This is a genomic window from Stackebrandtia nassauensis DSM 44728 (genome assembly GCF_000024545.1).
Taxonomy (GTDB): domain Bacteria; phylum Actinomycetota; class Actinomycetes; order Mycobacteriales; family Micromonosporaceae; genus Stackebrandtia; species Stackebrandtia nassauensis.
Genome location: NC_013947.1, coordinates 5,091,049 through 5,112,282, shown reverse-complemented (window position 1 = coordinate 5,112,282; position 21,234 = coordinate 5,091,049). Strand labels below are relative to the sequence as shown.

Here is a 21,234-nt window from a genome sequence, read left to right as displayed (position 1 = left end):
AACGTGTCGGCGATGACCACGACCGTCGCCGACCTCACCGCCGATCTCGAACGCGTCTACCCGCCGCACTGGGCCGAAAGCTGGGACGCGGTCGGGCTGGTGTGCGGGCGCGGCGACCGCGAGGTCACGAAGGTGTCGCTGGCCGTCGACTGTGTTCCCGCCACCGTCGCCGAAGCCGCCGAGATCGGCGCCCAGTTGCTGTTGGTGCACCACCCGCTGCTGCTGCGCGGTGTCTCCACAGTGGCCCCGGATACCTACAAGGGCGAGATCGTCCACACCCTCATCGAGTCCGGCATCGCGCTGTACGTCGCGCACACCAACGCCGACGTCGCCAATCCGGGCGTTTCCGACGCGCTCGCGCACCGGCTCGGCCTGACCGATCTGCGACCACTGGTGCCCGTCGAGGACACCGATCGCGGCATCGGCCGCGTCGGGCGGCTGCCCGCGCCCGAGACCCTGGAACAGTTCACCGCCCGGGCCGCCGCCGCGCTCCCGCCCACCGCCTGGGGAGTGCGCGCCGCCGGTGACCCGCGGCGCCTCGTCCAGACCGTCGCGGTGTCCGGAGGCGCGGGCGACTCGTACCTGGGCCACGCCACAGCCGCGGGTGCCGACGTCTATCTCACCGCCGACCTGCGGCATCATCCGGTGAGCGAACACCTCGAGGCCGCGGGCCCCGCCCTGGTCGACGCCGCGCACTGGGCCACCGAGTGGCCGTGGCTGGAAGCCGAGGCGGCCAGAATCCGCGCGGCATTCGACGTGGCTACCGTGGTGAGCGACCGCAACACCGACCCGTGGACGCTCCACCGGTCGTCAACGTAGTCCCACTAACTACATAGAAGGAGCGCGAGTGCGAGCCAACCCGGCCGACCAGCGACGCCTGTTGGACCTGCAGCAGGCCGACACCTCATTGACGCAATTGGCGCATCGTCGGGCGAACCTGCCCGAGGAGGCCGAGATCGTCACCCTCCGGCAACAGGTCAACGAGCTCGCCGACCGCGCAGGCAGCAACGAGGCCACCGTCGGTGACCTCGACCGCGACATCGCCAAAGTGGAACGCGAGATCGACCAGGTGCGCCGCCGGGCCGACACCGACCGGGAACGCCAGGCCTCGGGCAAACTCGGCCCCAAGGAGCTCGAAGGCATCGCCCACGAACTGGAAACCCTGGCCCGCAGGCAATCCGAACTGGAAGACCAGGAACTGGACCTGATGGAGCAGCGGGAGCAGAAGCAGGCCGCCGCCGAGGCCGACGCCCGCGACCTGGCCGACAAACGCACCGCTCTGGCCGAGATCGAGAAGCGCCGCGACGAGGCATTGGCCGCCATCGATGCCGAGCTGGCCGCCGAGCGCTCCACCCGGGAGGGCATCTCGGTCGACATTCCCGAGGATCTGCGTAAGCTTTATGAGAAGATTCGCCGGACCAAACCCATCGCGGCAGCGCTGCTTCGGCAACGACGCTGCGAGTCCTGCCGTCTTGAGCAATCGGGGGCGGAGCTGGCGGACCTGCGCGCCGCCGACGAGTCCGATGTGGTTCGCTGTGACAACTGCGGCGCCATTCTGGTGCGCACGGAGGAGTCGGGATTGTGAGCGAAATCGACAAGGTCATCGTGGAGGCCGACGGGGGGTCGCGCGGTAACCCGGGACCGGCCGGGTACGGCGCGGTCGTACTGGACGAGACCGGCCAGGAACTCATGGATCGCCAGGGTTTCCTGGGCATAGCCACCAACAACGTCGCCGAGTACTCGGGTCTGATCGCGGGGCTCACCGCCGCGCGGGAACTGGGCGCCGCCAACGTGGCGGTGCGGATGGACTCCAAACTCGTCGTCGAGCAGATGAACGGCAACTGGAAGGTCCGGCACCCCGGCCTGCGTCCGCTGGCCGCCGAGGCGGCGGCGCTGGTGCGCCAGTTCGACTCGGTGACCTTCACGTGGATCCCCCGCGCGGACAACACCCGAGCCGACGCCCTGGCCAACGCGGCCATGGACGACGCGAAATGACGTCGAGGGCGCGGCGGATTCGCATCCGTACCGCGCCCTGACGCCATCTGTCGGGAGGAATGTCCGGGCTGTGGAGCTAGGTGAAGATGCTCACCCCGCCGGGACCGACGAGCAGCCCGACGATGATGAGCACGATGCCCCACAGCAGCTTGCCCTTGAACAGCTGGAAGATCCCGGCGACCACCAGGATCACGGCGATTATCCACAAGATGAGTTCCATGACCGGTCCTTACCCGACGGGTGCCTGCCTGAAACAGACCCCTGCGGGCGGGCGACGGACGCGACTGTGGTCTGTCCGAAATCCTGGGATGCCCGCCTTCTTGCCATACTTACATATATGAATGAACGCCTGGTGGCCGTCGTCGGCTACGACGACGCCATGCTGCTCGACATCGCCTGCGTGACCTCCACCCTGGCGGCGGCCAACCGGGCCGGAGCCGACCCGCCGTACCGCACCGTCCTGGCCGCCCCCGGCGGCAACCCGGTGCGCTGCGACTCCGGCCAGACCCTTCACGCCCAGGCGAGCCTGGAGAAACTGACCGGCCCCTTCGACACGCTCGTGGTCTCGGGCGGCTGGGGCCACGACTCGGCCGCCGCCGACCGGCGCATCGTCGCCCACGTGCGCCGCCTGGCCCGGGAGTCCCGGCGGGTGGCCTCGGTGTGCACCGGCGCCGACATCCTGGCCGCCGCCGGCCTGCTGGACGGCAAACGGGCCACCACCCACTGGTACTTCGCCGATCGTCTCGCCGCGGCCCACCCGACCGTCACCATCGACCCGGCCCCGATCTTCGTGCGCGACGGCTCGGTGTTCACCGCCGCCGGGGTCACCAGCGCCCTCGACCTCACCCTGGCCCTCGTCGAGGACGACAACGGTCCCGACCTGGCCAGGTTCACCTCCCGCGTCCTGGTCACCTACCTGCAACGCCCCGCCGACCAGGCCCAGATGAGCGTCTACGTCGCCGCCCCCGCCACCACCCACCCGTTGCTGCGCAAGGTCTGTGAGCACATCACCAGCCACCCCGACGCCGACCTGTCCACCACCGAACTGGCCCGCCGCGCCCGGGTGAGCCAACGCCAGCTGACCCGCCTGTTCACCGAACACACGGGACAGACCCCGGGCCGCTACGTCCGCGAGGCCCGCCTCGCCGCCGCCGCGCGCCTGCTCGACACCAGCGGCCTGTCGGTCACCGCCGTGGCCACCCGCAGCGGCTTCTCCTCGGCCGAAGCCCTGCGCCAACCCTTCACCCGCCGCTACGGCCTGTCACCCACGGCCTTCCGGGCCGCCCACACCCGCCGCCCCAACCGCACCGCCTAGCCGGTCCACACACGACGAAGCCCCGCACGGACGTGAAGTCTGTGCGGGGCTCGCGTTCGTGTGGTTCTACAGCGGGATGTTGCCGTGGGCGCCGCGCGCCGGGGGAGCGCTGGCCAGCGCCTGGGCGATGCGGAACCGCGTCTGGGACGGCTCGATGACCTCGTCGACGACACCGATGTCGATGGCCTTCGACACGCCGCCCGCCTCGTTCTCGTGGTCGGCGATCAGCTTCTCGCGCAAGGCGTCCCGCTCTTCCGCGGGGACCGCGGCGAGCTTCTTGCGGTGCAGGACGTTGACCGCCGCCGAGGCGCCCATGACCGCCACTTCGGCCGTCGGCCACGCGAAGACCGCCGTCGCGCCAAGGGATCGCGAGTTCATCGCGATGTAGGCGCCGCCGTAGGACTTGCGCGTCACCAGGGTGACCCGGGGGACCACGGACTCGGCGAAGGCGTGCAGCAGTTTCGCGCCGCGACGGACCACGCCGTCCCACTCCTGGCCGAGGCCCGGCAGGTAGCCGGGGACGTCGACCAGCACGATCAGCGGGATGCCCAGCGAGTCGCACATCCGCACGAAGCGCGCCGACTTCTCGGCGCTCTCGGAGTTGAGGCAGCCGCCGAGCTTGAGCGGGTTGTTGGCGATGACGCCGACGGTGCGACCGGCGAACCGGCCCAGCACCGTGACGATGCTGGCGGCCCACTTGCCGTGCATCTCCACCGGCGACTCCACACCCTCACCGGAGTCCAGCAGCTTCTTCACCAGCGGCTTGACGTTGTAGGCGCGGTTGGCCTGCTCGGGGAGCAGCGCGCCCAGGTCGGTCGAGTCGTCGGCGTCGGCGGCCTCGAACCGGCCCGGACGACCCAGCAGCGAGGCCAGGTCGCGGGCAGTGGCGAAGGCCGTCGCGTCGTCCTTGGTGGTGATGTGGGCGACGCCGGACTTCTTGCCGTGCACGTCCGGTCCGCCCAGTGTCTCCATGTCGGACTGTTCGCCGGTGACGCTCTTGACGACCTCCGGGCCGGTCACGAAGATGCGGCCGGAGTTGGACATGATGACGATGTCGGTCAGCGCCGGACCGTAGGCCGCGCCACCCGCGGCCGGGCCCAGCACCACCGAGATCTGCGGTACCCGCCCCGAGGCCCGCACCATCGCGGCGAAGATCTCACCGATGGCGTGCAGGGCCGTGACACCCTCGGCCAACCGGGCGCCGCCGGAGTGCCACACCCCGATGACCGGAATCCGTTCCCGCACCGCGGTGTCGATGGCGTCCACAATGTGCTTACCGCCGTCGATGCCGATGGCGCCGCCCTTGACGCGAGCGTCGGAGCAGTAGGCGATCGCCGGGGAACCGGCGATGTCGCCGCGCGCCGTGACGACGCCGGAGTCATCGCCACTGTGGAGCAGCGAGATGGTTCCGGTGTCGAACAGCGCCGTGAGCCGAGGCATCGGGTCGCGGACGTCGACGACCTCTTGTTCGGCTTCGACAGTTGGATTAGACACTGTAGACCTCCTAGGCCCTTGTGAAAACCAGCGAGACGTTGTGGCCGCCGAAGCCGAAGGAGTTGTTCATCGCGGCGGAGATGTCCGCCTTGCGAGCGGTGTTGGCGGCGACGTCCACGACGAGGTCGTCGTCGGGGTCGTCCAGGTTGATGGTGGGCGGGATGATCCCCTCGCCGATCGCCTTGATGATGGCGATCGACTCCACGGCTCCCGCGCCACCCAGAAGGTGCCCGGTCATGGACTTGGTGCTGGTGACGATCGGGTGTTTGCCGACGGCCTCGACGATGCCGCGGATCTCACCCATGTCACCCACCGGAGTGGAGGTTCCGTGTGCGTTGATGTGCCCGATGTCGGCGGCGGCGACGTCGGCGTCGCGCAGCGCCGCGCGCATCGCCCGGATGCCGCCGGCCGGGTCGGGCTGCACGATGTCGAAGCCGTCCGAGGTGATACCCGCCCCGGCCAGCTTCGCGTAGACCCTGGCCCCGCGCGCGGCGGCGTGTTCGGCCCGCTCCAACACCACCGCACCGGCGCCCTCACCGAGGACGAAACCGTCGCGGCCCTTGTCCCACGGACGCGAGGCCCTGGTCGGATCGTCGTTGCGGGTCGACAGCGCCTTCATGGACGCGAACCCGGCGATCGGCAGCGGCGCGACCACGGCCTCGCAGCCACCGGCCACCACCACGTCGGCCCGTCCGAGCCGGATCATGTCCAGGCCCCAGGCCAGCGCCTCGGCACTGGTCGCGCAGGCGCTGGTGGGCGCGTGCACGCCCGCCTTGGCGCCCAGCTCCAGCCCCACCCAGGCGGCCGGTCCGTTGGGCATGAGCATCGGGACGGTGTGCGGGGAGACCCGCCGCGCGCCCTTCTCCTCCAGGATGTCGTCCTGTTCCAGCAGGGTGATGGCCCCGCCGATGCCGCTGCCGTAACACACCCCGAGGCGTTCGGGGTCGAGTCCGGCGTCGGTGAGTCCGGCGTCGGCGTATGCCTCGGTCGCGGCGATGATCGCGATCTGCTCGCTGCGGTCCAGCCGCCGCTGCCGCACCCGGGGAATCTTCTCGCCGGGATCCTCGGCAAGCTGCGCGGCGATGCGCACCGGCAGTTCGGCCGCCCACTCCTGCTCCAGCGGGCCGACGCCGGATTCGCCTGCGACCAGCGCACGCCACGTCGAGGCGACATCCCCGCCGAGCGGGGTGGTCGCGCCGAGCCCGGTTACGACAACGTCTGTCACTACTTCTGCGCCTTTTCGATGTAGGAGACGGCGTCACCGACGGTCTTGAGGGACTGGACGTCGTCGTCGGGGATCTTCACGTCGAACTTCTCCTCGGCGGCCACCACGACCTCCACCATGGACAGCGAGTCGACGTCGAGGTCGTCGACGAAGCTCTTGTCCTCGGTGGCCTTGGCGGGCTCGACACCGGCTACCTCTTCGAGGATGTCGGCCAGACCCTCGACGATTTCCTCACGTGATTTTGCCATTGTGGATGTTTCCTTTCGGTAAGTGATTGTCTTATGGAACGTAAATGATCTGACCCGCGTAGGTCAGACCCCCGCCGAACCCGAACAACAGGACCGGAGCTCCGGAGGTCAGTTCGCCGCGTTCCACCATCTTGGACAAAGCCAGCGGCACCGAGGCCGCCGAGGTGTTGCCCGACTCGATGATGTCGGTGGCGATGATGGCGTTGGGCGCCTGCAGTTTCTTGGCGATGCCCTCGATGATGCGCAGGTTCGCCTGGTGTCCGACGAACGCGGCCACGTCCTCCATGGCCACACCCGCGGCCTCGGCGGCCTTGCGCGCCAGCGGGGCCAGCGTCGTTATCGCCCAACGGAAGACGGTCTGTCCCTCCTGGGCGATGTACGGGTGGGTCGCCTCGATGCGCACCACGTCGCTCATGCTGGGCACCGAGCCCCACACCACCGGGCCGACGCCGGGTTTGGCGTCGTTCGTGCCGGTGATGACCGCGGCTCCGGCGCCGTCGCCGAAGATCACGCAGGTGGAGCGGTCGGTCCAGTCGGTGAAGTCGGACAGCTTCTCCACGCCGATCACCAGTGCCGTCGTCGAGGCACCGGCCCGGATCGCGTGGTCGGCGGTGGCCAGGGCGTGCGAGAAGCCCGAGCAGGCGGTGTTGACGTCGAAGGCGCCCGGCGCCTCGATGCCCAGCCGGTCGGCGACGCGGCAGGCGGTGTTGGGAACCCGGTCGATGTTGCTGCAGGTGGCCACGACGACGAGGTCGATGTCGGCGGCGGTGAGTCCGGCGTCGGTCAGCGCCTTGGCCGCGGCCTCGGTGGCCATGTCGGCCACCGACTCCTTCTCGGCGATGCGCCGTTCCTTGATGCCGACCCGCGACTGGATCCACTCGTCGTTGGTGTCGACGATCTTGGACAGGTCCTCATTGGTGAGGACTTTGGACGGCTGGTAGTGGCCAAGGCCCAGGACGCGGGAACCCTTGCTGCTCATGCTGTGCGTTCCTTACGGTTGCGGTTGATGAGGTCGCGGGCGGCCTCCAGGTCGTCGGGCGTGTTGACCTTGACGATCTCCATGCCCGGCATGGCGCGCTTGGCGAGCCCGGCCAGCGTTCCCGCGGGCGGCAGTTCCACGATCGCGGTGACGCCCAGCTTGGTCATCGTCTTCATGCATTCGTCCCAGCGCACCGAGGTGGTGACCTGGGCGACGAGTCGCAGCAGCGCCTGGTTGCCGGACTCCATCGCCGAACCGTCGGCATTGGACAGCCAGGTTCGCTCGGGGTCGGCGGGTTCGAGTGTGGACGCGAAGGCGGTGAGTTTGGCCTGCGCGGGTTTCATGTACGGGGTGTGGAAGGCTCCGGCCACCGACAGCGAGCGCACCCGCGCGCCGGGCGGCGGGTTGTCGGCCAGTCGGGCCAGTGCCTCGGTGGTGCCGGCGGCCACGACCTGCCCGGCGCCGTTGATGTTGGCGGGGTAGGCCCCGGCCTGTTCGATGGCCTCGCGGACCACCTGGTCGTCGCCGCCCAGGACGGCGGACATGCCGGTGGGGGTGAGGGCGCAGGCGGCGGCCATCTCGCGGCCGCGGGCCGTGGCCAGCCGCAGCGCGGCTTCGGGGGTGAGTACTCCGGCCATGACGGAGGCGCCCAGTTCGCCGACCGAGTGTCCGGCGACCAGGTCGACGTCCTCGATGGGCAGCTGTTCGGCGGCCAGCAGGGCCGCGGCGGTCAGCAGCGGCTGCGTCTTGGCGGTGTCGGTGATTTCCTCTTGGGTCGCGGTTGTTCCAAGGTGGACGAGATCGATGCCGATGAGTTCAGACCAGGAGCCCAGGCGCTCGGCTACGCCGGGAAGCTCCAGCCAGGGAATCAGAAACCCGGGTTTTTGGGAACCCTGCCCGGGCGCGAGTACGGAAAGCACGCCCTTGACTCTTACTGATCATGGCGGCTTTTCAACCTGGCGCCGCGCACGATAACTCATCAAAAGTTTTGTAGGGTTCCTCTAATTGCGGCTGTTGAGCTGCTCTAACGTATGACGTCACTGGTGGGATCCAGGCGACCTATGGTCAAGGCCACGTGCAGAGTGAAAGCGTCATGGGGGACAAACGGGGAGAAACCCGTCACTTCGGCGACCCGGCGCATCCGGTAGCGAATCGTGTTGGGGTGCACGAACACCGCCCGCGCGGTGCCCTCCAGGACGCCGCCGGTGGCGATGAAGGTGTCCACGGTGCTCAGCAGCGAACCACCGGCGCGTTCCAGGGCGTTGTAGACGTCGATGCGCAGGATCCGTCGGGCCTCGTTGTCCCCGGCCAGCGCCCGCTCGGCCAGCAGTTGATGCGCCGAGACCGGACGCGGCGCGCCCGGCCAGGCCGGTGCCGCCCGGTGTCCCGACAGCGCCGCCCGCGCCGAGGCGCCCGCCTCGGCCAGGCTCGGCGTCGCCGGTCCGACCACGATCGGGCCCTCGCCAAACTGCCCGACGAGTTTGCCCGCGACCTCCTCGGGTTCGGTGCTTCCGCCCAGCACCAGGATCAGCCGTTCGCCGTGCACACCGGCGACCACGTCGATGCCCATCCGGCGGGTGGCCCGGTGCACCGCGTGCAGGATGACGGCGGCCTCGCCGCCGGGGGAGCGGCCCACCACCACCGCGACCGGGGACGAGTCGCCCCAGCCCAGCGCGGCGGCGCGTCCGGCGATCTCGTCGCCGTCGTCGCCGCGCAGCAGCCCGTCGACCAGCATCGCCTGCAACCGGGCGTCCCAGGCGCCCCGGGTCTCGGCGGTGCGGGCGTACACCCGCGCGGCACCGAAGGCGACCTCGCGGGAGAACTTCAGCACCGCGATGTGCAGCGCCTCCTCCTCCCCGGGCGCGGCCAGGTGCGGCACCTGCTCCTCGACGACGTCGATGGTGACCTTGATGAGCGCCACGGTGTGCTGCAACCGGATCAGGCGGGCCAGCTCGCGCGGGGCGCCGTCGAAGACCTCGTCGCCGACGGCCGGTGCCTCACCGTCGCCGCGCAGCCATTCCACGAAGGAGCCGACCCCGGCCTGCGCGACCAGCGTGACCATGGCCCGCTGTTCGGCGGGCAGCTCGCGAAACCACGGCAGTTCGGCGTCCATGCGGGCCACGCTCTGGGTGGCCAGGGCGCTGGCGGCGCGTTCGATCTTCTGAATCGTGGCGGCCAATTCCATGTATTAAGCGTTCCATGTGCACCAACGGCCCGCCTCAGCGGTCCGCGTCCGGACCTTCCAGCCCCCGCCGCAACTCGGCGGCGATCTCGTCGTCGGCGGTGACGTAGGCGGACGAGACCCGGCGCAGGCCGAGCGCCAGATCGTCCAGTTGTCCGGTCACAGTGGCGTACAGGCCGCGGTCGCGCTCCAGAACAGAGTGGACGTCGTCGCAGAAGTGCGAACCCGCCAGCCCCAGCGATTCGGGCGTGAGCCGTTCGGCCGCCGACGCCGCCGAGTCACCGGCGCGGGCCCAGTGGCCGCCGGTGTCCGACAGACAGGACGTCAGCCGCGCCATCGCGGCGGTGTCCAGCGCGACCTGGTCGTGCGCCGGATGGAAGTCGCCGGCGAGGTCGAGCCGTGGCAGCCGGTGGCCGTCGGTGATCCCGGCCGGGAGCTCGGCGGCCAGGGCCAGCCGCTGTCCGGCCGGATGGCTGTCGGAGGTCAGGTTCACCAGCGCGGTCGCCAGTTCCTCCACGTACTCGGAGTACTCGGCCACGAGGTCGATGACGGGGCCGACGGCCTCGTGCGGGGTCTGGCGGGTCGCGGCGACGGTGGCGGCGACCTCGGCGTCGGTCGCCTCGGTCCGTTCCACGACGGCGGCGTACAGGCTCGCCACTCCGGAACCGAAGAGCGCCACGGCTTCGGCGGTGTCGCGGGCGCCGTCCTCGACGGCCGCCAGGGTGGCCGACAGCCGGGGAAGGTACTCGCCGAAGGACTCGGCCCCGGTGCCCTGCCAGGCGCGGGTGACCTGTGGACCGGCGGTGTCGATCGCGCCGCGCGCCGCGCCGATCTCGGCGGCGACCACTGTCGACAGCAGGTCACCGGCCACGGCTATGGACTCGGGATCGCCGCACACCCGGCGCAGCACCTGATAGGACACCGTGAGGGTCTCGGTGACCTCGTCGGTGGCCTCACTGGAGTGTCGCCACAGCCGGTCGGCGGCCCGGCGCAGCCGCTCGGGCAGCGTCGCCAGTACCGCGGTCATGCTGTCGTTCACGCCGCCCCCTAAGTCGCTCTTCCGAAACACCGGGCGACGTCCATGTTGGCCGCCGCTCGGCTCGGTCGTGTGTCGTCGTCGCGGTCGTCGACGGCGTGCTGGCGCAGCGCGTCAACCGCCCGGTCGGCGGCTCGCAGCGCGGCGGTCACGAACCCGGCCATGGTCTCGGACTCGTAGCGTTGTTTGGCGCCGGGCTTGAGTTCCAGGCTCAGCCCGTCGCCGTGACCGTTGTAGACGACCGTGACGACGCCCTTGGGGGAGGAGGCGGCGACTCGGGCCTTCGACAGCTTGGCGTCCTGCCGGGATCGCGGTTCGGCGGGATCGCTGTGGGTCTCCACTGTGGCTAGACTCCTGTGGCGGCGCCGGAATCGCCGTGGAACAGGTCGCGGCCGACGGCGGCCGATTCCCGTCGCGCCCGGTCACGGGCGCGGTATCGCGCCTGCAGAACCGAGTCACACAGCTGCTTCTCATCGATCCTGTTGTACCCCGCCCTGTCAAACACGACCGTGTCGACGTGGCCGCGGCCGTCGCAGCTGACCGTGGCCACACCGTCGTCGGAGGTGCTGGCGACGGTGTCGGCGGCCAGTGTCGCGGCCAGTTCCCGGGCCCGCGCCCCGGCGGCGACCATCGTGTCGCGGACTCCGCGCAGCCGGGCCAGCTCCGTCTCGACGTCGCGCAGCCGAGCCTCGAAGCGCGAACGGCGATCGCCCTGCGGCACCACGTGGTCCATTATGTCCCAAAACTCCCGGTCTATTGTTGTGGCGCATCGAGTGTGCCATGCGCGCGCTTATTCACCGAATTACCCTCGTGACCTCGGCGAGTTCATTGTGATGGGTCGTGTCAAGAAGATGCCACGCTCTGCCTAAATCTAGGCATTCTCATGCATGTATGTTTATTTAGCTGTCACATGCGCAATGTCGTGGGAATTGCCGCGTCACCTCGATAAAGAAGCTGTGCGGTCTACAGCTTGAGACCAAATCTTGACCATTTGTCTCTTGTTCGTAGCGGTGTGCATGCGGCACTTTAGATACGCCCCTTAGTCCCCTCGAAAGGTAACGTCAGATGGGTATACCCCGTTTGAGGACGTTGTCTGTGATCGGAGTGACCGGCGCCCTCGTGCTCGGCACTGCCATGGTGGCCACCGCGTCGCCTACCGATGAGACAACACAGGATAAGTCCTCCAAAAAGTCAAGCTCCCTTCACGGAGAAGACCTTCCGAAGACCCCGCTTCAGCTTGAGCGGGAAGAGAACCAGAAGGCCGCCGCCCAGAAGGTCGCCCAGGGCAAGGCCAAGTCCAGCGATCGCTCGGTGAAGCTGGAGGACGGCGAATTCGGAGAGTTCGGCACCGGATCCGGCGACGAGATCTTCACGCTGCTGGTCGAGTTCGGTGACAAGGTCTCCGAACACGGCGGTGACAAGGGTCCGCTGCGCAACGAGATCCCGGAACCGGATCGCAAGAAGGACAACTCGACCTCCTGGAAGAGCGACTACACCCAGGAGTACTACCAGGAGATGCTCTTCGGCGAGGGCTACTCCATGACCGACTTCTACGAGAAGCAGTCCGGTGGCCAGTACACCGTGGACGGCACCGTGGAGGACTGGGTCAAGCTGCCCTACAACGAGGCCCGCTACGGCTACAACGAGAACGAGGCCGAGGCTTACGGTGCCTTCGTCACCGACTCGGCGCAGGCCTGGTACGACGCCCAGATCGAGTCCGGCAAGAGCAAGGAAGACATCCAGGACTACCTGGGTCAGTTCGACCGCCAGGACCGCTACGACTTCGATTTCGACGGTGACTTCGACGAGCCGGACGGCTACGTCGACCACATTCAGATCATTCACGCCGGTGAGGGTGAAGAGGCCGGTGGCGGCGCCCAGGGTGAGGACGCCATCTGGTCCCACCGTTGGTTCGCCCAGACCAACCTCGCGGGTCCGGACTCCAACCCGGTCGGCGGGGCGCCGCTGGGTGACTCCGGCATCTGGGTCGGCGACTACACCACCGAGCCCGAGAACGGCGGCCTCGGCGTGTTCACGCACGAGTTCGGCCACGACCTCGGTCTGCCCGACCTGTACGCCACCCAGGGTGCCGCCAACAGCACCGGCCGCTGGACGCTGATGTCGGGTGGATCCTGGCTCAACGACGGCAAGAAGGAGATCGGCAACCGTCCCGGTTACATGGGCCCGTGGGAGAAGTGGTTCCTCGGCTGGCTCGACTACGACGAAGTCGAGATGAACCAGAACTCCAAGGTGTCCAAGCTCGGTGCCGCTGGTAAGCCAGGCAGCCTCAACGCCGCCACGAAGGTGAACCTGCCGGACGAGACCGAAGAACGCGAGTACGCCAAGCCCTCCAGTGGCGAGTACGAGTGGATGTTCGGTGAGGGCGACGATCTGAACTCCTCGCTGAGCCGCGAGCTCGACCTGACCGCTGCCAAGGACAAGGCCGAGTTCACCGCCAACACCTTCCTGGACACCGAAGAGGGTTACGACTACTTCTTCGCCGAGGTGTCCACCGACGGTGGCAAGTGGAAGCGCGTGGGCGACAAGCACAGCGGTTCGTCCGGCGAGTTCAAGGAACTCAAGTTCGACCTGTCGGAGTACGCGGGCCAGAAGGTCCAGTTCCGGATGCGCTACCAGACCGACGGCAACACTCACGGCACCGGCGTCTTCGTCGACGACCTCGCGGTCGTCGCCGACGGCGAGAAGGTGTGGAGTGACGACGTCGAGGGCGGCGACAACGGTTGGACCGGTTACGGCGCCAAGCGCACCACCGGCAAGGAGACGCTGACCTTCGCGCGCTTCTACCTGGTGGAGAACCGTCAGCACGTCAGCTACGACAAGTTCCTCAAGACCGGCCCGTACAACTTCGGCTTCGCCAACACGAAGCCCGACTGGGTCGAGCGTTACCGCTACGAAGAGGGCATGTTGGTGTGGTTCGTCAACACCAAGTTCGGTGACAACAACACGGGTCTGCACCCGGGTCAGGGTCTGGCGCTGCCGGTCGACGCGCACGCCAAGCCGCTGAAGTGGTCGAACGGTCAGCTGGTGCACCCGACGCACCAGTCCTTCGACTCGCCGTTCAGCCTGAACAAGACCAAGGAGGTCACGCTTCACCTCAACGGCAAGAAGAAGATCTTCGTGTCGCAGAAGGGTGTCGGCGTCTTCGACGACTCCGACCCGGAGGCGTACTGGTCGAAGGACCTGCCGAACTCCTCGGTGAAGGTCGCCGGTGAGGGGATCAAGGTCAAGATCCTCGACATGGGTGACGACGAGGGTGCTCCGATGAAGATTCAAATCACCCGGAGCTAATCACATAGGACACAGGGGCCGCGCGGATTCTCCGCGCGGCCCTTTTCGTATTGTCCGGAAACCGGCGACTGTCGGGTATCTGACAGTTCTTTGATCACAGTGGCTCTTTCGTGAGATTAGTGTTGCCTGATCTCAGATTTCTGTGGAAGCATCTGGAATCGTTGTGTCCCTTGCTAACGGGAGAAAGCAGGTAGAACGTGCGATTCGATGTGTCGCTGATGCGGGCGCGGGCCAGGAACATCGAGAAACTCAGCGAGACCGCGTTGGCGTGCGCGCGCCGAAGCGAGGATGGCCTGAACATCGAGAACAATGACGGCTTCGATACGGTAGCCGAAGTTCGAACTGTCCGCGGTGAGCTGACCGAATTGCTCGAATCCATTTCGGGGGAATTGAAGGCGGCTGCCGTGGACCTCAAGAACTTCGCGGACGAGGTCGAGGGAGTCGACCTCGACAACGCGGACGAGTTGCGACGGTTCGACGAAGAGCCCCCGATGCCCGAGTGATGACCTGGAGGATCTACAGTGGTCGACTACCCTGCCCTGGAAGGGTGCGAGCCAGGGGGATTCGACCGCGCGGCCCAGGAGGCGGGTGAACTGGCGCAGAACGTCGAGTCCATGATCGACGAACTGGAGGCCCTGGTACCGGTACTGAGCGGTGCCGACGACGACTTCGCGACCGTCAACGCGATTCGGGACCGGGTCGCCGCCGAGACCGATCGGCTCCGGGAAGCGCAGCTGTCACTGCGCACCATCGAGACGTCGCTGCTGAGCCTCGGCGAGGACGTCCGGCGTGGCCGAATGGAACTCGAAGAGGCACGTAGGCGCGCCGACAAGTTTGCCAAAGTGGACTACTCGCTGGGTGTCATCACGCTCGACTTCGGCAAGGTACCGCAGGCTGACGCGGACCCCAAGGGATTCGCCCGCTTCAAGGCCCAGCTGCGCGATGTCGCCGACCAGATGCGGCGCGCCCACACCCTGGCCAACACCAGTGACTATGACGCCGCCTCCGACATCGCCAAGAAGTCACCCGCGCTGACCGAGCCGGGCCCGAGCCGGATCCGCAGCCCCTACGAGAACCACAGCTGGTGGACCGGCCGCTCGGCCGCCGAACGGGAACACCGGATCGAGACCGAACCCAACCTGGTCGGCGGACCCGACAGTGACGGCATCCCCAGCGCCGCGCGCAGCGCGGCGAACGAACAGTTGCTGCGGCAACACATTCGCGAGCTGGAAGAGCGCGCCGCGTCGGGCAGCGGCGCGGCGTCCCGACTGCTCGCGGTGATGCTCGCCGTCCAGCACCGGCTTGCCGACGACGCCAGCGACGGCACCCGGGAGCGGGCGTTCCTGCTGTTGGCCGAACCTTCCGACCCGGGCCGCATCGTGCTGGCGATCGGCAATCCCGACATCGCCGACCACGTCATCGTCCACATTCCCGGCACCGGTGCCTCGCTGCCCAAGCTCGCAGGGGAAATCGCCCGCGTCGAGCGGATGGTCGGCGACGCCAACCTCTACGAGACCCGCCACACCGCCGGGATCCTGTGGCTGGGTTACGACGCCCCGCCGAACCTGTTCGCGGCCGCGACCAAGCGCTATGCGCAGTCGGCCACAAAGCCGTTGCCGAGGTTCCTGACCGGCATTCGGGCGGTGCGCAGACGCGGCCTGGACCGCTTCGGCGTGACCGTGATGGGACACTCCTACGGCACCGTCGCCATCGGGTTCACCGTCCGGGAACAACAGGTGTCCGCCAGCCAGCTGATCCTGGTGGCCAGCCCGGGGGTCGGCGTCAAGTCGGCGGACCAGCTGAAGATCGACAAGGACGACGTCTACGCCACCACGGCTCCCAACGACATCATCCACAGAGTTCCCAGAGTCCCCCATGGAACCTCCCCGGTCCACAAATCCTTCGGCGCCAAGGTGTTCCCGACCCCTCACCACAACGGCAGCCAGATCGCCGCCCACAGCGCATACTGGAAGAACGACAACCCTGTGCGTCAGGACTTCGCCGCGATCATCACCGGGCACGGCCACAAGGTCGTCGGCGGCACCGATGCCGATGTCCGTATCCAGCCGGGGCCGTGGACGAACGACGAGGGGGGCGAATGACCGAATCAAAGTTCCTCATGGACGACGTCCGGGGCTTCCGCCATGCCGAGGACCTGATCCGGCAGGTGGTGGACGAACTGCGGCCCCGCTTCCACGTCAAACCCGGGCTGCGCAACTCGATGCCGGAACTCGACGAGGACGAAGAGCTCAACGAGGCCGACGAGAACCGCGACGTCCAGCGGATGACCAATGTTGAGGTCACCTACTCCCTCGAACCCGGCACCACCGAACCGGCCCCCGACAACGCCTCCGTCTTCGGCCAGGTCGAAACCCTGTGGCAACGCCGGGGCTACGACACCCTCATCCGCGTCGTCGACCCGCCACCCCGCCGCCTGTGCGTCCGCGACCCCCGCGACGGCTTCACGATCTCCATCAACGAGGGCCAGGCCGGAAACCTGTGGCTGACCGCCGCGTCCGGCCCCGTGGTCTACACCCAAGCCACACCACCCCCACCCGGCATCTTCTGAGCCAACCCTCGCACTGACCCGAGTTGTCACACCCTCCGACTACTGTGCGTCCCGATGACAACACTATGGAAGGAGTCGTCGTGACCATCTTGACGCACCTGGGGCCGGTACTGACCCGAGCCGAACTGTCCACCCGCGGCTGGACCCGCTCGATGGTGATCGAACTGCTCGACCCACCCGACCAGCGAAAACCCAACCCGTTCTACCGTTCGTCCACCCCGATGTACCTCTACCGACTGGAACGCGTCGAACAAGCCGAAGCCGGTGCCGAGTTCGCCCGCCTGTCCCGCCGAGCCCGCCTGCGCTCCGCCCAAGCCAAGGCCACCGCCCAACGACGGCGCGACGCGTTGCTGGCCGAAGTGCGCTCCGCCTCGATCACCTTGCCGAGCCTGACGCGCGCTGAACTCGCCGAAGCCGCGGTCCGCCACCGCAACAAACGCGAGGAACAACGCTGCTACCTGGTTCCCGACCGTCACTTCGAACCCGCCACGGTCGACGACATCGACCCGGTGACCCTGGCACGCTGGCAAGTCGATTACCTGCGGCGCCGACAAACCGGCTACGACCAGCTGATGAGCGCGGTCACCGGCCGCGTCGGCCGAGCCGACGCCACCCGAGCCATCAGAGCCAAGCTGTACAACGCGATTGCCACCGCCTACCCCAGTCTGCGCCGCGAATGCGACCGCCAGCTGCGACTACCCGACATCCCCGACCACGCCTCCCGAGCCCACTGAGAACCGACCGCCGCCCGCTTGGCTCGATGCCGCCCGCGGACTGTCGCTCCCAAGCGCCGAACCCGACTGCTGCCAGCCTGTCGCCGACCGCCGATGACTGCCGATCCCGCGCGCTGCCAGCTCATCGCCGATCGCCGATCGCCGAGCTCGATCGCCGAGCACGCCTGCCGATCGCCGCTGGCGGACGACCGCTGAGCTTGATCGCCGAGCTTGATCGCCGAGCACGCCCGCCGCCCGCCGATAGCCAAGCACCGCCTCACACGCCCGCCCGCCAACCATGTGGCTCCAGCTCGACGACGGCCTAGCGCTCACTGACGACCGCCGAGCTCGCCGCTGACAGCCAAGCATGCCTTGCGAACCCGCTCGTCGAGCCCGCCCGCCAGCCATGTGGCTCCAGCTCGAGCGTCGGTTGCTCAGCGGACGTCGCGAGCGTCTCTGGCTGCGCTAGGCGTTGATGTCGCTCGGGTCGGTGTTGGCTCCACACAGGATGACCGCCACGCTCTCGTTCGGCGCTGGCTGGTAGGCGCCGGTGGCCAGCGCTGCCAACGCCGCCGCGGTGCCATGCTCCACGACGATGCGCAGCTTGTCCCACAACAGCTTCCGGGCCGCGATGATCGACGCGTCGTCAACAAGGACACTGTGGACCCCATGCCGGACGGCCAGCTCGTACGCGATGTCCCCGATCCGGCGGGCACCCAGCGAGTCCGCCGCCACCCCCGACACCTCCACATCGACCGGTCCGCCCTTCGACAGTGCGGTGTGGAGCGTCGGGATCGTCTCGGGTTCGACGGCCACCAGCTTGGCCCGGCCGTCCAGCCCCGCCGCGATCCCGCCCGCCAACCCGCCGCCGCCCACCGACACCAACACGGTGTCCACGTCCGGCGCCTGGCCCAGCAGCTCGATGGCGAGCGTTCCCTGTCCCGCCACGATCTCGGGCTGATCGTAGGCGTGGCACAGCAGTGCGCCGGTCTCGGCGGCGTGGGCCAGCGCCGCCTCGTTGGCCAGCGCGAACTCGCTGCCGACCTGCCGGACCACGGCGCCCAGCGCGCGTAGCTTGTTCACCTTGACGGCCGGGGCGGTCTCGGGAACGAACACCGTCGCGGCCACCCCCAGCTGGGCGGCGGCGTAGGCAACAGCCAACCCCGCGTTGCCCCCCGACGCCGCCACCACCCCGGCCGGCCCGAGCCGCTCCCGCTGAGCACCCGTCATGCTGTCCCCGCTGCCGCTGCCGCTGCCGCTGCCGCTGCCGCTGCCGCTGCCCAGCGTGGGCTCGGCCGCTGACAGGATCCGGTTGAACGCACCGCGCGCCTTGAACGTGCCCGTGTGCTGCGTGTACTCGCACTTGAGCACCACCGCAGGGCCGAAGACTCCGGGCTCGACGGTCATGACGGGCGTGGTCCGCACCCGCCCCGCGATCCGAGCCGCCGCCGCGTCTACATCAGCCTTCGTGATCATCGAGCGCCTCCCTGGTCCATCGCGTCGTCCGGCCTATCAGTATCGCCGGGCCACCAGGCCGCCCAGCCCAGACGCGAGCGTTGTGACCCAAGCCTTAATCGGGTGCCACCGCCCCCAACGCCCGCTAGATTCGCATCGACCCGACGGAAGGACAGACATGCCGCAGCTGTGGGCCCCCGCCGACTCGATTCCAGTGCGGCGGCTGGACATCGCCGAACTCCCGGCGTGCCTCGACCTGGCCGCGGACCGGGGTTGGCCCCGCGAGGAACACAAGTGGCGGCTGCTGTTCGACATCGGTGAGGTGTACGGCATCGACGACCCCGACGGCGCGCTGGTCGGCACCACCGTGCTGACCCGCTACGGCCCCGGCCTGTGCGCGATCAGCATGGTCCTGGTCGCCAAGCGGTTCGACGGCCACGGCCTGGGCCGACGCATGATGACCCAGGTGCTCGCCCACACCGGAGACGCCGTGGTCACCTTGTACGCCACCAGCTTCGGCCTCCCGCTCTACCAGAAGCTCGGCTTCACCGTCGTGTCCGACAACGTCACCCACATCGGAGAGTTCACCGGCACCGACGCCCCCGAGCGCTCCCGCCCTGCCACGGCCGCCGACCTGCCCGCGATCGAGCGGCTGGACGCCGAGGTGCACGGCGCCGATCGCTCGGTACTGGTGCGACGGTTGCCGGACTTCTGCTCGCAGCTGCGGGTCATCGAAGCCGACGGCGCCATCACCGGCTACGCCGGTGCCTGGGTCAACCTCGACAAGGTGGTGGCCGGTCCGGTCGTCGCCGCCAGCGCCGACGACGCCAAGACGCTGCTGACCGACCTGGCCCGCGCGATCAAGTCGCCGATCCGGCTGGAGATCCTGCACGAGTTCGGTGAACTGGGCGCCTGGGCCGTCGAGCACGGCCTGGTGCCGGGTACCGCGACCTCGTTCATGGTCCACGGTGGCCGCGAGCTCCCCGGCGACGCCGCCCGACGGTTCACGCCGGTGTCGGTGGCGCTGTGAAGCTCACCCGCCGATAATGCTCAGCGCGGGGGCTTCGCTGAAGACGCGCCGCACCGGATAGAAGTAGGTGGTGCCGCCGCTGGAGCAGTTGCCGGAACCGCCGAGCGCGATGCCCTGGGCACTGGAGCCGGACACGAACGGCCCGCCGTTGTCGCCGGGTTCGGCGCACACGTTGGTGCGGGTCAGCCCGGTCACGGTGCCCTGCGGGTAGGACACCGTCGCGTTCTTGGCCTGGACGGTGCCGCAGTGCCACCCGGTCGTGGAACCGATGCGGCACACCGAACCGCCGATCGGGGTCTCGCGGTCGTCGGTGATCGAGCCGCCGCCCGGCAGCGCGGGGGAGGCGGTCCAGCCGTCGTCGAGTTCCACCCACAACCAGGTCAAGCCGTTGCTCGCGCGCAGTCGCACCACGCCGACCGCCACATTGTTCACGTAGGCCCGATCCCCGACCGATCCACAGTGCCCAGCCGCGAGGAACCCGTCGCCGAGGCTCGCGTGCTCGGTGGCGAACCCGGTGGTGCACCGCGACGTGGTCCCGGTGGAGAACGGCAGCCCCGCGGTGACGACCCCGCCCCGGGCCTCGGGTTCGTGGGCGACGGCCGTGGTCGGCACGGCGGTGAGCGCGACGACGGCGGCGAGCATGGTCAGGGTGCGGGCAAGCTTCATGGCGGACTTCGCCTCCTGGGAACGGGTTCGACACGCGGGCAACGTATCGATGAATACCGATAGATTACCGAGCTGGCGTCACGCACGCGGGGACCGACGAAACGGTGAATTCACGCGGTGTGCCACGATGCTCGCGACGATATCGGCGCCGCAGACGGGCATGGACTGGTGAACACTTCCGAGTACGACGCGATGGACCTGTCGGCCCGCATCGACTCGGGGACCGCCGAGCTGCTGGCCGACCCGCGTCAGGACGGCTGCTGGACGCTCGTCGTCAACGGTGTGGCCCAGTCCCACGTGGACCTCTACGACCCGCTGCGACTGGACATGATGTACACCCGCATGATCGCGTCGATCCTCGACGTGATCGCGGCTCCGCGGGAACCGTTGCGGGCCTTGCACCTCGGGGGCGGCGGCATGACGCTGCCCCGCTACCTCGCGGCGTCCCGCCCGAACTCGGCCCAGCTGGTGATCGAAAGGGACCGTCCGCTGATCGAGTTCCTCCACTTCGGACTACCCCTGCCGCCGGACTGCGGCATCGCGGTCCAGCACGACGACGCCCGAGCCGCCGTCGAGTCGGGGGCCGACAACAGTTTCGACGTCGTCATCACCGACGCCTACCGGGGCGCGGTGATGCCCGCCCGCGTCAGTGACACCGGCTTCGTCGCCGAGACGGCCCGGCTCCTTGCGCCCGGCGGTGTCTACATCGTCAACGTCCTGGACGCGGCGGGCCTCGTCCTCACCAAACGCCAGCTGGCCACGGTGCGCACCGCCTACACCGACACCGCCCTACTGTCCACCCCCGCGATGTGGAAGGGCCGACGGGACGGCAACGTCGTCATCGTGGCCGCCGCCGAGTCCGAAACGCTGCCCCTGGACCGCATCACCGCCGCGGCCCGCCCCCGCCTGAACCTGAGCCTCAAACACGGCCCCGACCTGGACCGCTTCCTGTCGGGCACAGCCCCGGTAACCTCCTGAAGCCCGCCAGCCCGCCAGCCCGCCAGCCCGCCAGCCCGCC

22 protein-coding genes and 1 pseudogene are annotated in these 21,234 nt (G+C 68.7%); 11 read left to right on the top strand and 12 right to left on the bottom strand.

Features of this window, described 5'->3' with window-relative positions:
- Positions 1-12: 12 nt before the first annotated feature.
- From SNAS_RS23810 to SNAS_RS23800, 3 genes and pseudogenes are all read left to right on the top strand, one after another.
- The gene (locus SNAS_RS23810) at positions 13-819 is read left to right on the top strand and encodes a Nif3-like dinuclear metal center hexameric protein (protein ID WP_041626758.1); all 807 of its coding nucleotides are present in this window, start codon (positions 13-15) and stop codon (positions 817-819) included.
- A 28-nt stretch (positions 820-847) separates the two neighbouring features.
- Positions 848-1,585 (top strand): zinc ribbon domain-containing protein, encoded by a 738-nt coding sequence (locus tag SNAS_RS23805; protein WP_013020028.1) that lies wholly within the window; start codon positions 848-850, stop codon positions 1,583-1,585.
- A gap of 5 nt (positions 1,586-1,590) precedes the next feature.
- Positions 1,591-1,989: pseudogene (locus SNAS_RS23800) on the top strand (reverse transcriptase-like protein); the annotation flags it as partial.
- Between the two features lie 82 nt (positions 1,990-2,071).
- Here SNAS_RS23800 and SNAS_RS35945 read toward each other — a convergent pair.
- The gene (locus SNAS_RS35945; protein WP_013020026.1) at positions 2,072-2,215 is read right to left on the bottom strand and encodes a GPGG-motif small membrane protein; all 144 of its coding nucleotides are present in this window, start codon (positions 2,213-2,215) and stop codon (positions 2,072-2,074) included.
- Between the two features lie 117 nt (positions 2,216-2,332).
- Between SNAS_RS35945 and SNAS_RS23795 the strand changes: the two genes are divergently transcribed.
- Positions 2,333-3,310, top strand: coding sequence for a GlxA family transcriptional regulator (locus SNAS_RS23795; protein WP_013020025.1), 978 nt, complete (start codon positions 2,333-2,335; stop codon positions 3,308-3,310).
- A 66-nt stretch (positions 3,311-3,376) separates the two neighbouring features.
- Here SNAS_RS23795 and SNAS_RS23790 read toward each other — a convergent pair whose 3' ends face one another.
- The 9 genes from SNAS_RS23790 to SNAS_RS23750 form a co-directional block, all read right to left on the bottom strand.
- Complete coding sequence (locus tag SNAS_RS23790) at positions 3,377-4,750, bottom strand: carboxyl transferase domain-containing protein (protein WP_083787208.1); 1,374 nt, start codon at positions 4,748-4,750, stop codon at positions 3,377-3,379.
- Positions 4,751-4,814: 64 nt separating this feature from the next.
- Positions 4,815-6,029, bottom strand: coding sequence for a beta-ketoacyl-ACP synthase II (fabF, locus tag SNAS_RS23785; protein ID WP_013020023.1), 1,215 nt, complete (start codon positions 6,027-6,029; stop codon positions 4,815-4,817).
- A complete protein-coding gene (locus tag SNAS_RS23780; RefSeq protein ID WP_013020022.1) occupies positions 6,029-6,277 on the bottom strand; it encodes an acyl carrier protein in 249 nt (82 codons plus the stop codon). The genes fabF and SNAS_RS23780 overlap by 1 nt, the downstream gene beginning before the upstream one ends.
- A gap of 31 nt (positions 6,278-6,308) precedes the next feature.
- Positions 6,309-7,256, bottom strand: a complete 948-nt coding sequence (locus SNAS_RS23775) for a beta-ketoacyl-ACP synthase III (RefSeq protein WP_013020021.1) — start codon at positions 7,254-7,256, stop codon at positions 6,309-6,311.
- Positions 7,253-8,176 (bottom strand): ACP S-malonyltransferase, encoded by a 924-nt coding sequence (locus SNAS_RS23770; RefSeq protein WP_013020020.1) that lies wholly within the window; start codon positions 8,174-8,176, stop codon positions 7,253-7,255. The genes SNAS_RS23775 and SNAS_RS23770 overlap by 4 nt, the downstream gene beginning before the upstream one ends.
- Positions 8,177-8,280: 104 nt before the next feature.
- The gene (locus SNAS_RS23765; protein ID WP_013020019.1) at positions 8,281-9,441 is read right to left on the bottom strand and encodes a PucR family transcriptional regulator; all 1,161 of its coding nucleotides are present in this window, start codon (positions 9,439-9,441) and stop codon (positions 8,281-8,283) included.
- A gap of 34 nt (positions 9,442-9,475) precedes the next feature.
- Positions 9,476-10,477 (bottom strand): hypothetical protein, encoded by a 1,002-nt coding sequence (locus tag SNAS_RS23760; RefSeq protein ID WP_013020018.1) that lies wholly within the window; start codon positions 10,475-10,477, stop codon positions 9,476-9,478.
- A gap of 8 nt (positions 10,478-10,485) precedes the next feature.
- Positions 10,486-10,815, bottom strand: coding sequence for a YbaB/EbfC family nucleoid-associated protein (locus tag SNAS_RS23755; RefSeq protein ID WP_013020017.1), 330 nt, complete (start codon positions 10,813-10,815; stop codon positions 10,486-10,488).
- Positions 10,816-10,820: 5 nt separating this feature from the next.
- Positions 10,821-11,198, bottom strand: coding sequence for a YbaB/EbfC family nucleoid-associated protein (locus SNAS_RS23750; protein WP_144300615.1), 378 nt, complete (start codon positions 11,196-11,198; stop codon positions 10,821-10,823).
- 371 nt (positions 11,199-11,569) lie between these two features.
- Between SNAS_RS23750 and SNAS_RS23745 the strand changes: the two genes are divergently transcribed.
- From SNAS_RS23745 to SNAS_RS23725, 5 genes are all read left to right on the top strand, one after another.
- Positions 11,570-13,783 carry an immune inhibitor A domain-containing protein gene (locus SNAS_RS23745; protein WP_052305124.1) on the top strand — a complete coding sequence of 738 codons (2,214 nt, stop codon included), beginning with the start codon at positions 11,570-11,572 and terminating at the stop codon, positions 13,781-13,783.
- 197 nt (positions 13,784-13,980) lie between these two features.
- Entirely contained in the window at positions 13,981-14,286 is a 306-nt protein-coding gene (locus SNAS_RS23740) for a hypothetical protein (protein WP_013020014.1), read from the top strand.
- A gap of 18 nt (positions 14,287-14,304) precedes the next feature.
- Positions 14,305-15,885 carry an alpha/beta hydrolase gene (locus tag SNAS_RS23735; RefSeq protein ID WP_013020013.1) on the top strand — a complete coding sequence of 527 codons (1,581 nt, stop codon included), beginning with the start codon at positions 14,305-14,307 and terminating at the stop codon, positions 15,883-15,885.
- Positions 15,882-16,352, top strand: coding sequence for a hypothetical protein (locus SNAS_RS23730; RefSeq protein ID WP_013020012.1), 471 nt, complete (start codon positions 15,882-15,884; stop codon positions 16,350-16,352). The genes SNAS_RS23735 and SNAS_RS23730 overlap by 4 nt, the downstream gene beginning before the upstream one ends.
- Positions 16,353-16,432: 80 nt before the next feature.
- The gene (locus tag SNAS_RS23725; RefSeq protein WP_013020011.1) at positions 16,433-17,086 is read left to right on the top strand and encodes a hypothetical protein; all 654 of its coding nucleotides are present in this window, start codon (positions 16,433-16,435) and stop codon (positions 17,084-17,086) included.
- Positions 17,087-17,530: 444 nt separating this feature from the next.
- On the opposite strand, the gene SNAS_RS23720 is transcribed toward SNAS_RS23725, so the two are convergent.
- Positions 17,531-18,541 (bottom strand): threonine/serine dehydratase, encoded by a 1,011-nt coding sequence (locus SNAS_RS23720; RefSeq protein ID WP_013020010.1) that lies wholly within the window; start codon positions 18,539-18,541, stop codon positions 17,531-17,533.
- 157 nt (positions 18,542-18,698) lie between these two features.
- On the opposite strand from SNAS_RS23720, the gene SNAS_RS23715 reads away from it, so the two are divergent.
- On the top strand, positions 18,699-19,550 hold the full coding sequence (locus SNAS_RS23715; protein ID WP_013020009.1) for a GNAT family N-acetyltransferase: 852 nt from the start codon (positions 18,699-18,701) through the stop codon (positions 19,548-19,550).
- A 3-nt stretch (positions 19,551-19,553) separates the two neighbouring features.
- Here the strand turns inward: SNAS_RS23715 and SNAS_RS37255 are convergent, their stop codons facing one another.
- Positions 19,554-20,216 carry a S1 family peptidase gene (locus SNAS_RS37255; RefSeq protein WP_013020008.1) on the bottom strand — a complete coding sequence of 221 codons (663 nt, stop codon included), beginning with the start codon at positions 20,214-20,216 and terminating at the stop codon, positions 19,554-19,556.
- Between the two features lie 168 nt (positions 20,217-20,384).
- Here SNAS_RS37255 and SNAS_RS23705 point away from each other — a divergent pair, with 168 nt between their 5' ends.
- Positions 20,385-21,194: a spermidine synthase gene (locus tag SNAS_RS23705; protein WP_052305122.1), complete on the top strand. Its 810-nt coding sequence runs from the start codon at positions 20,385-20,387 to the stop codon at positions 21,192-21,194.
- Positions 21,195-21,234 lie beyond the last annotated feature (40 nt).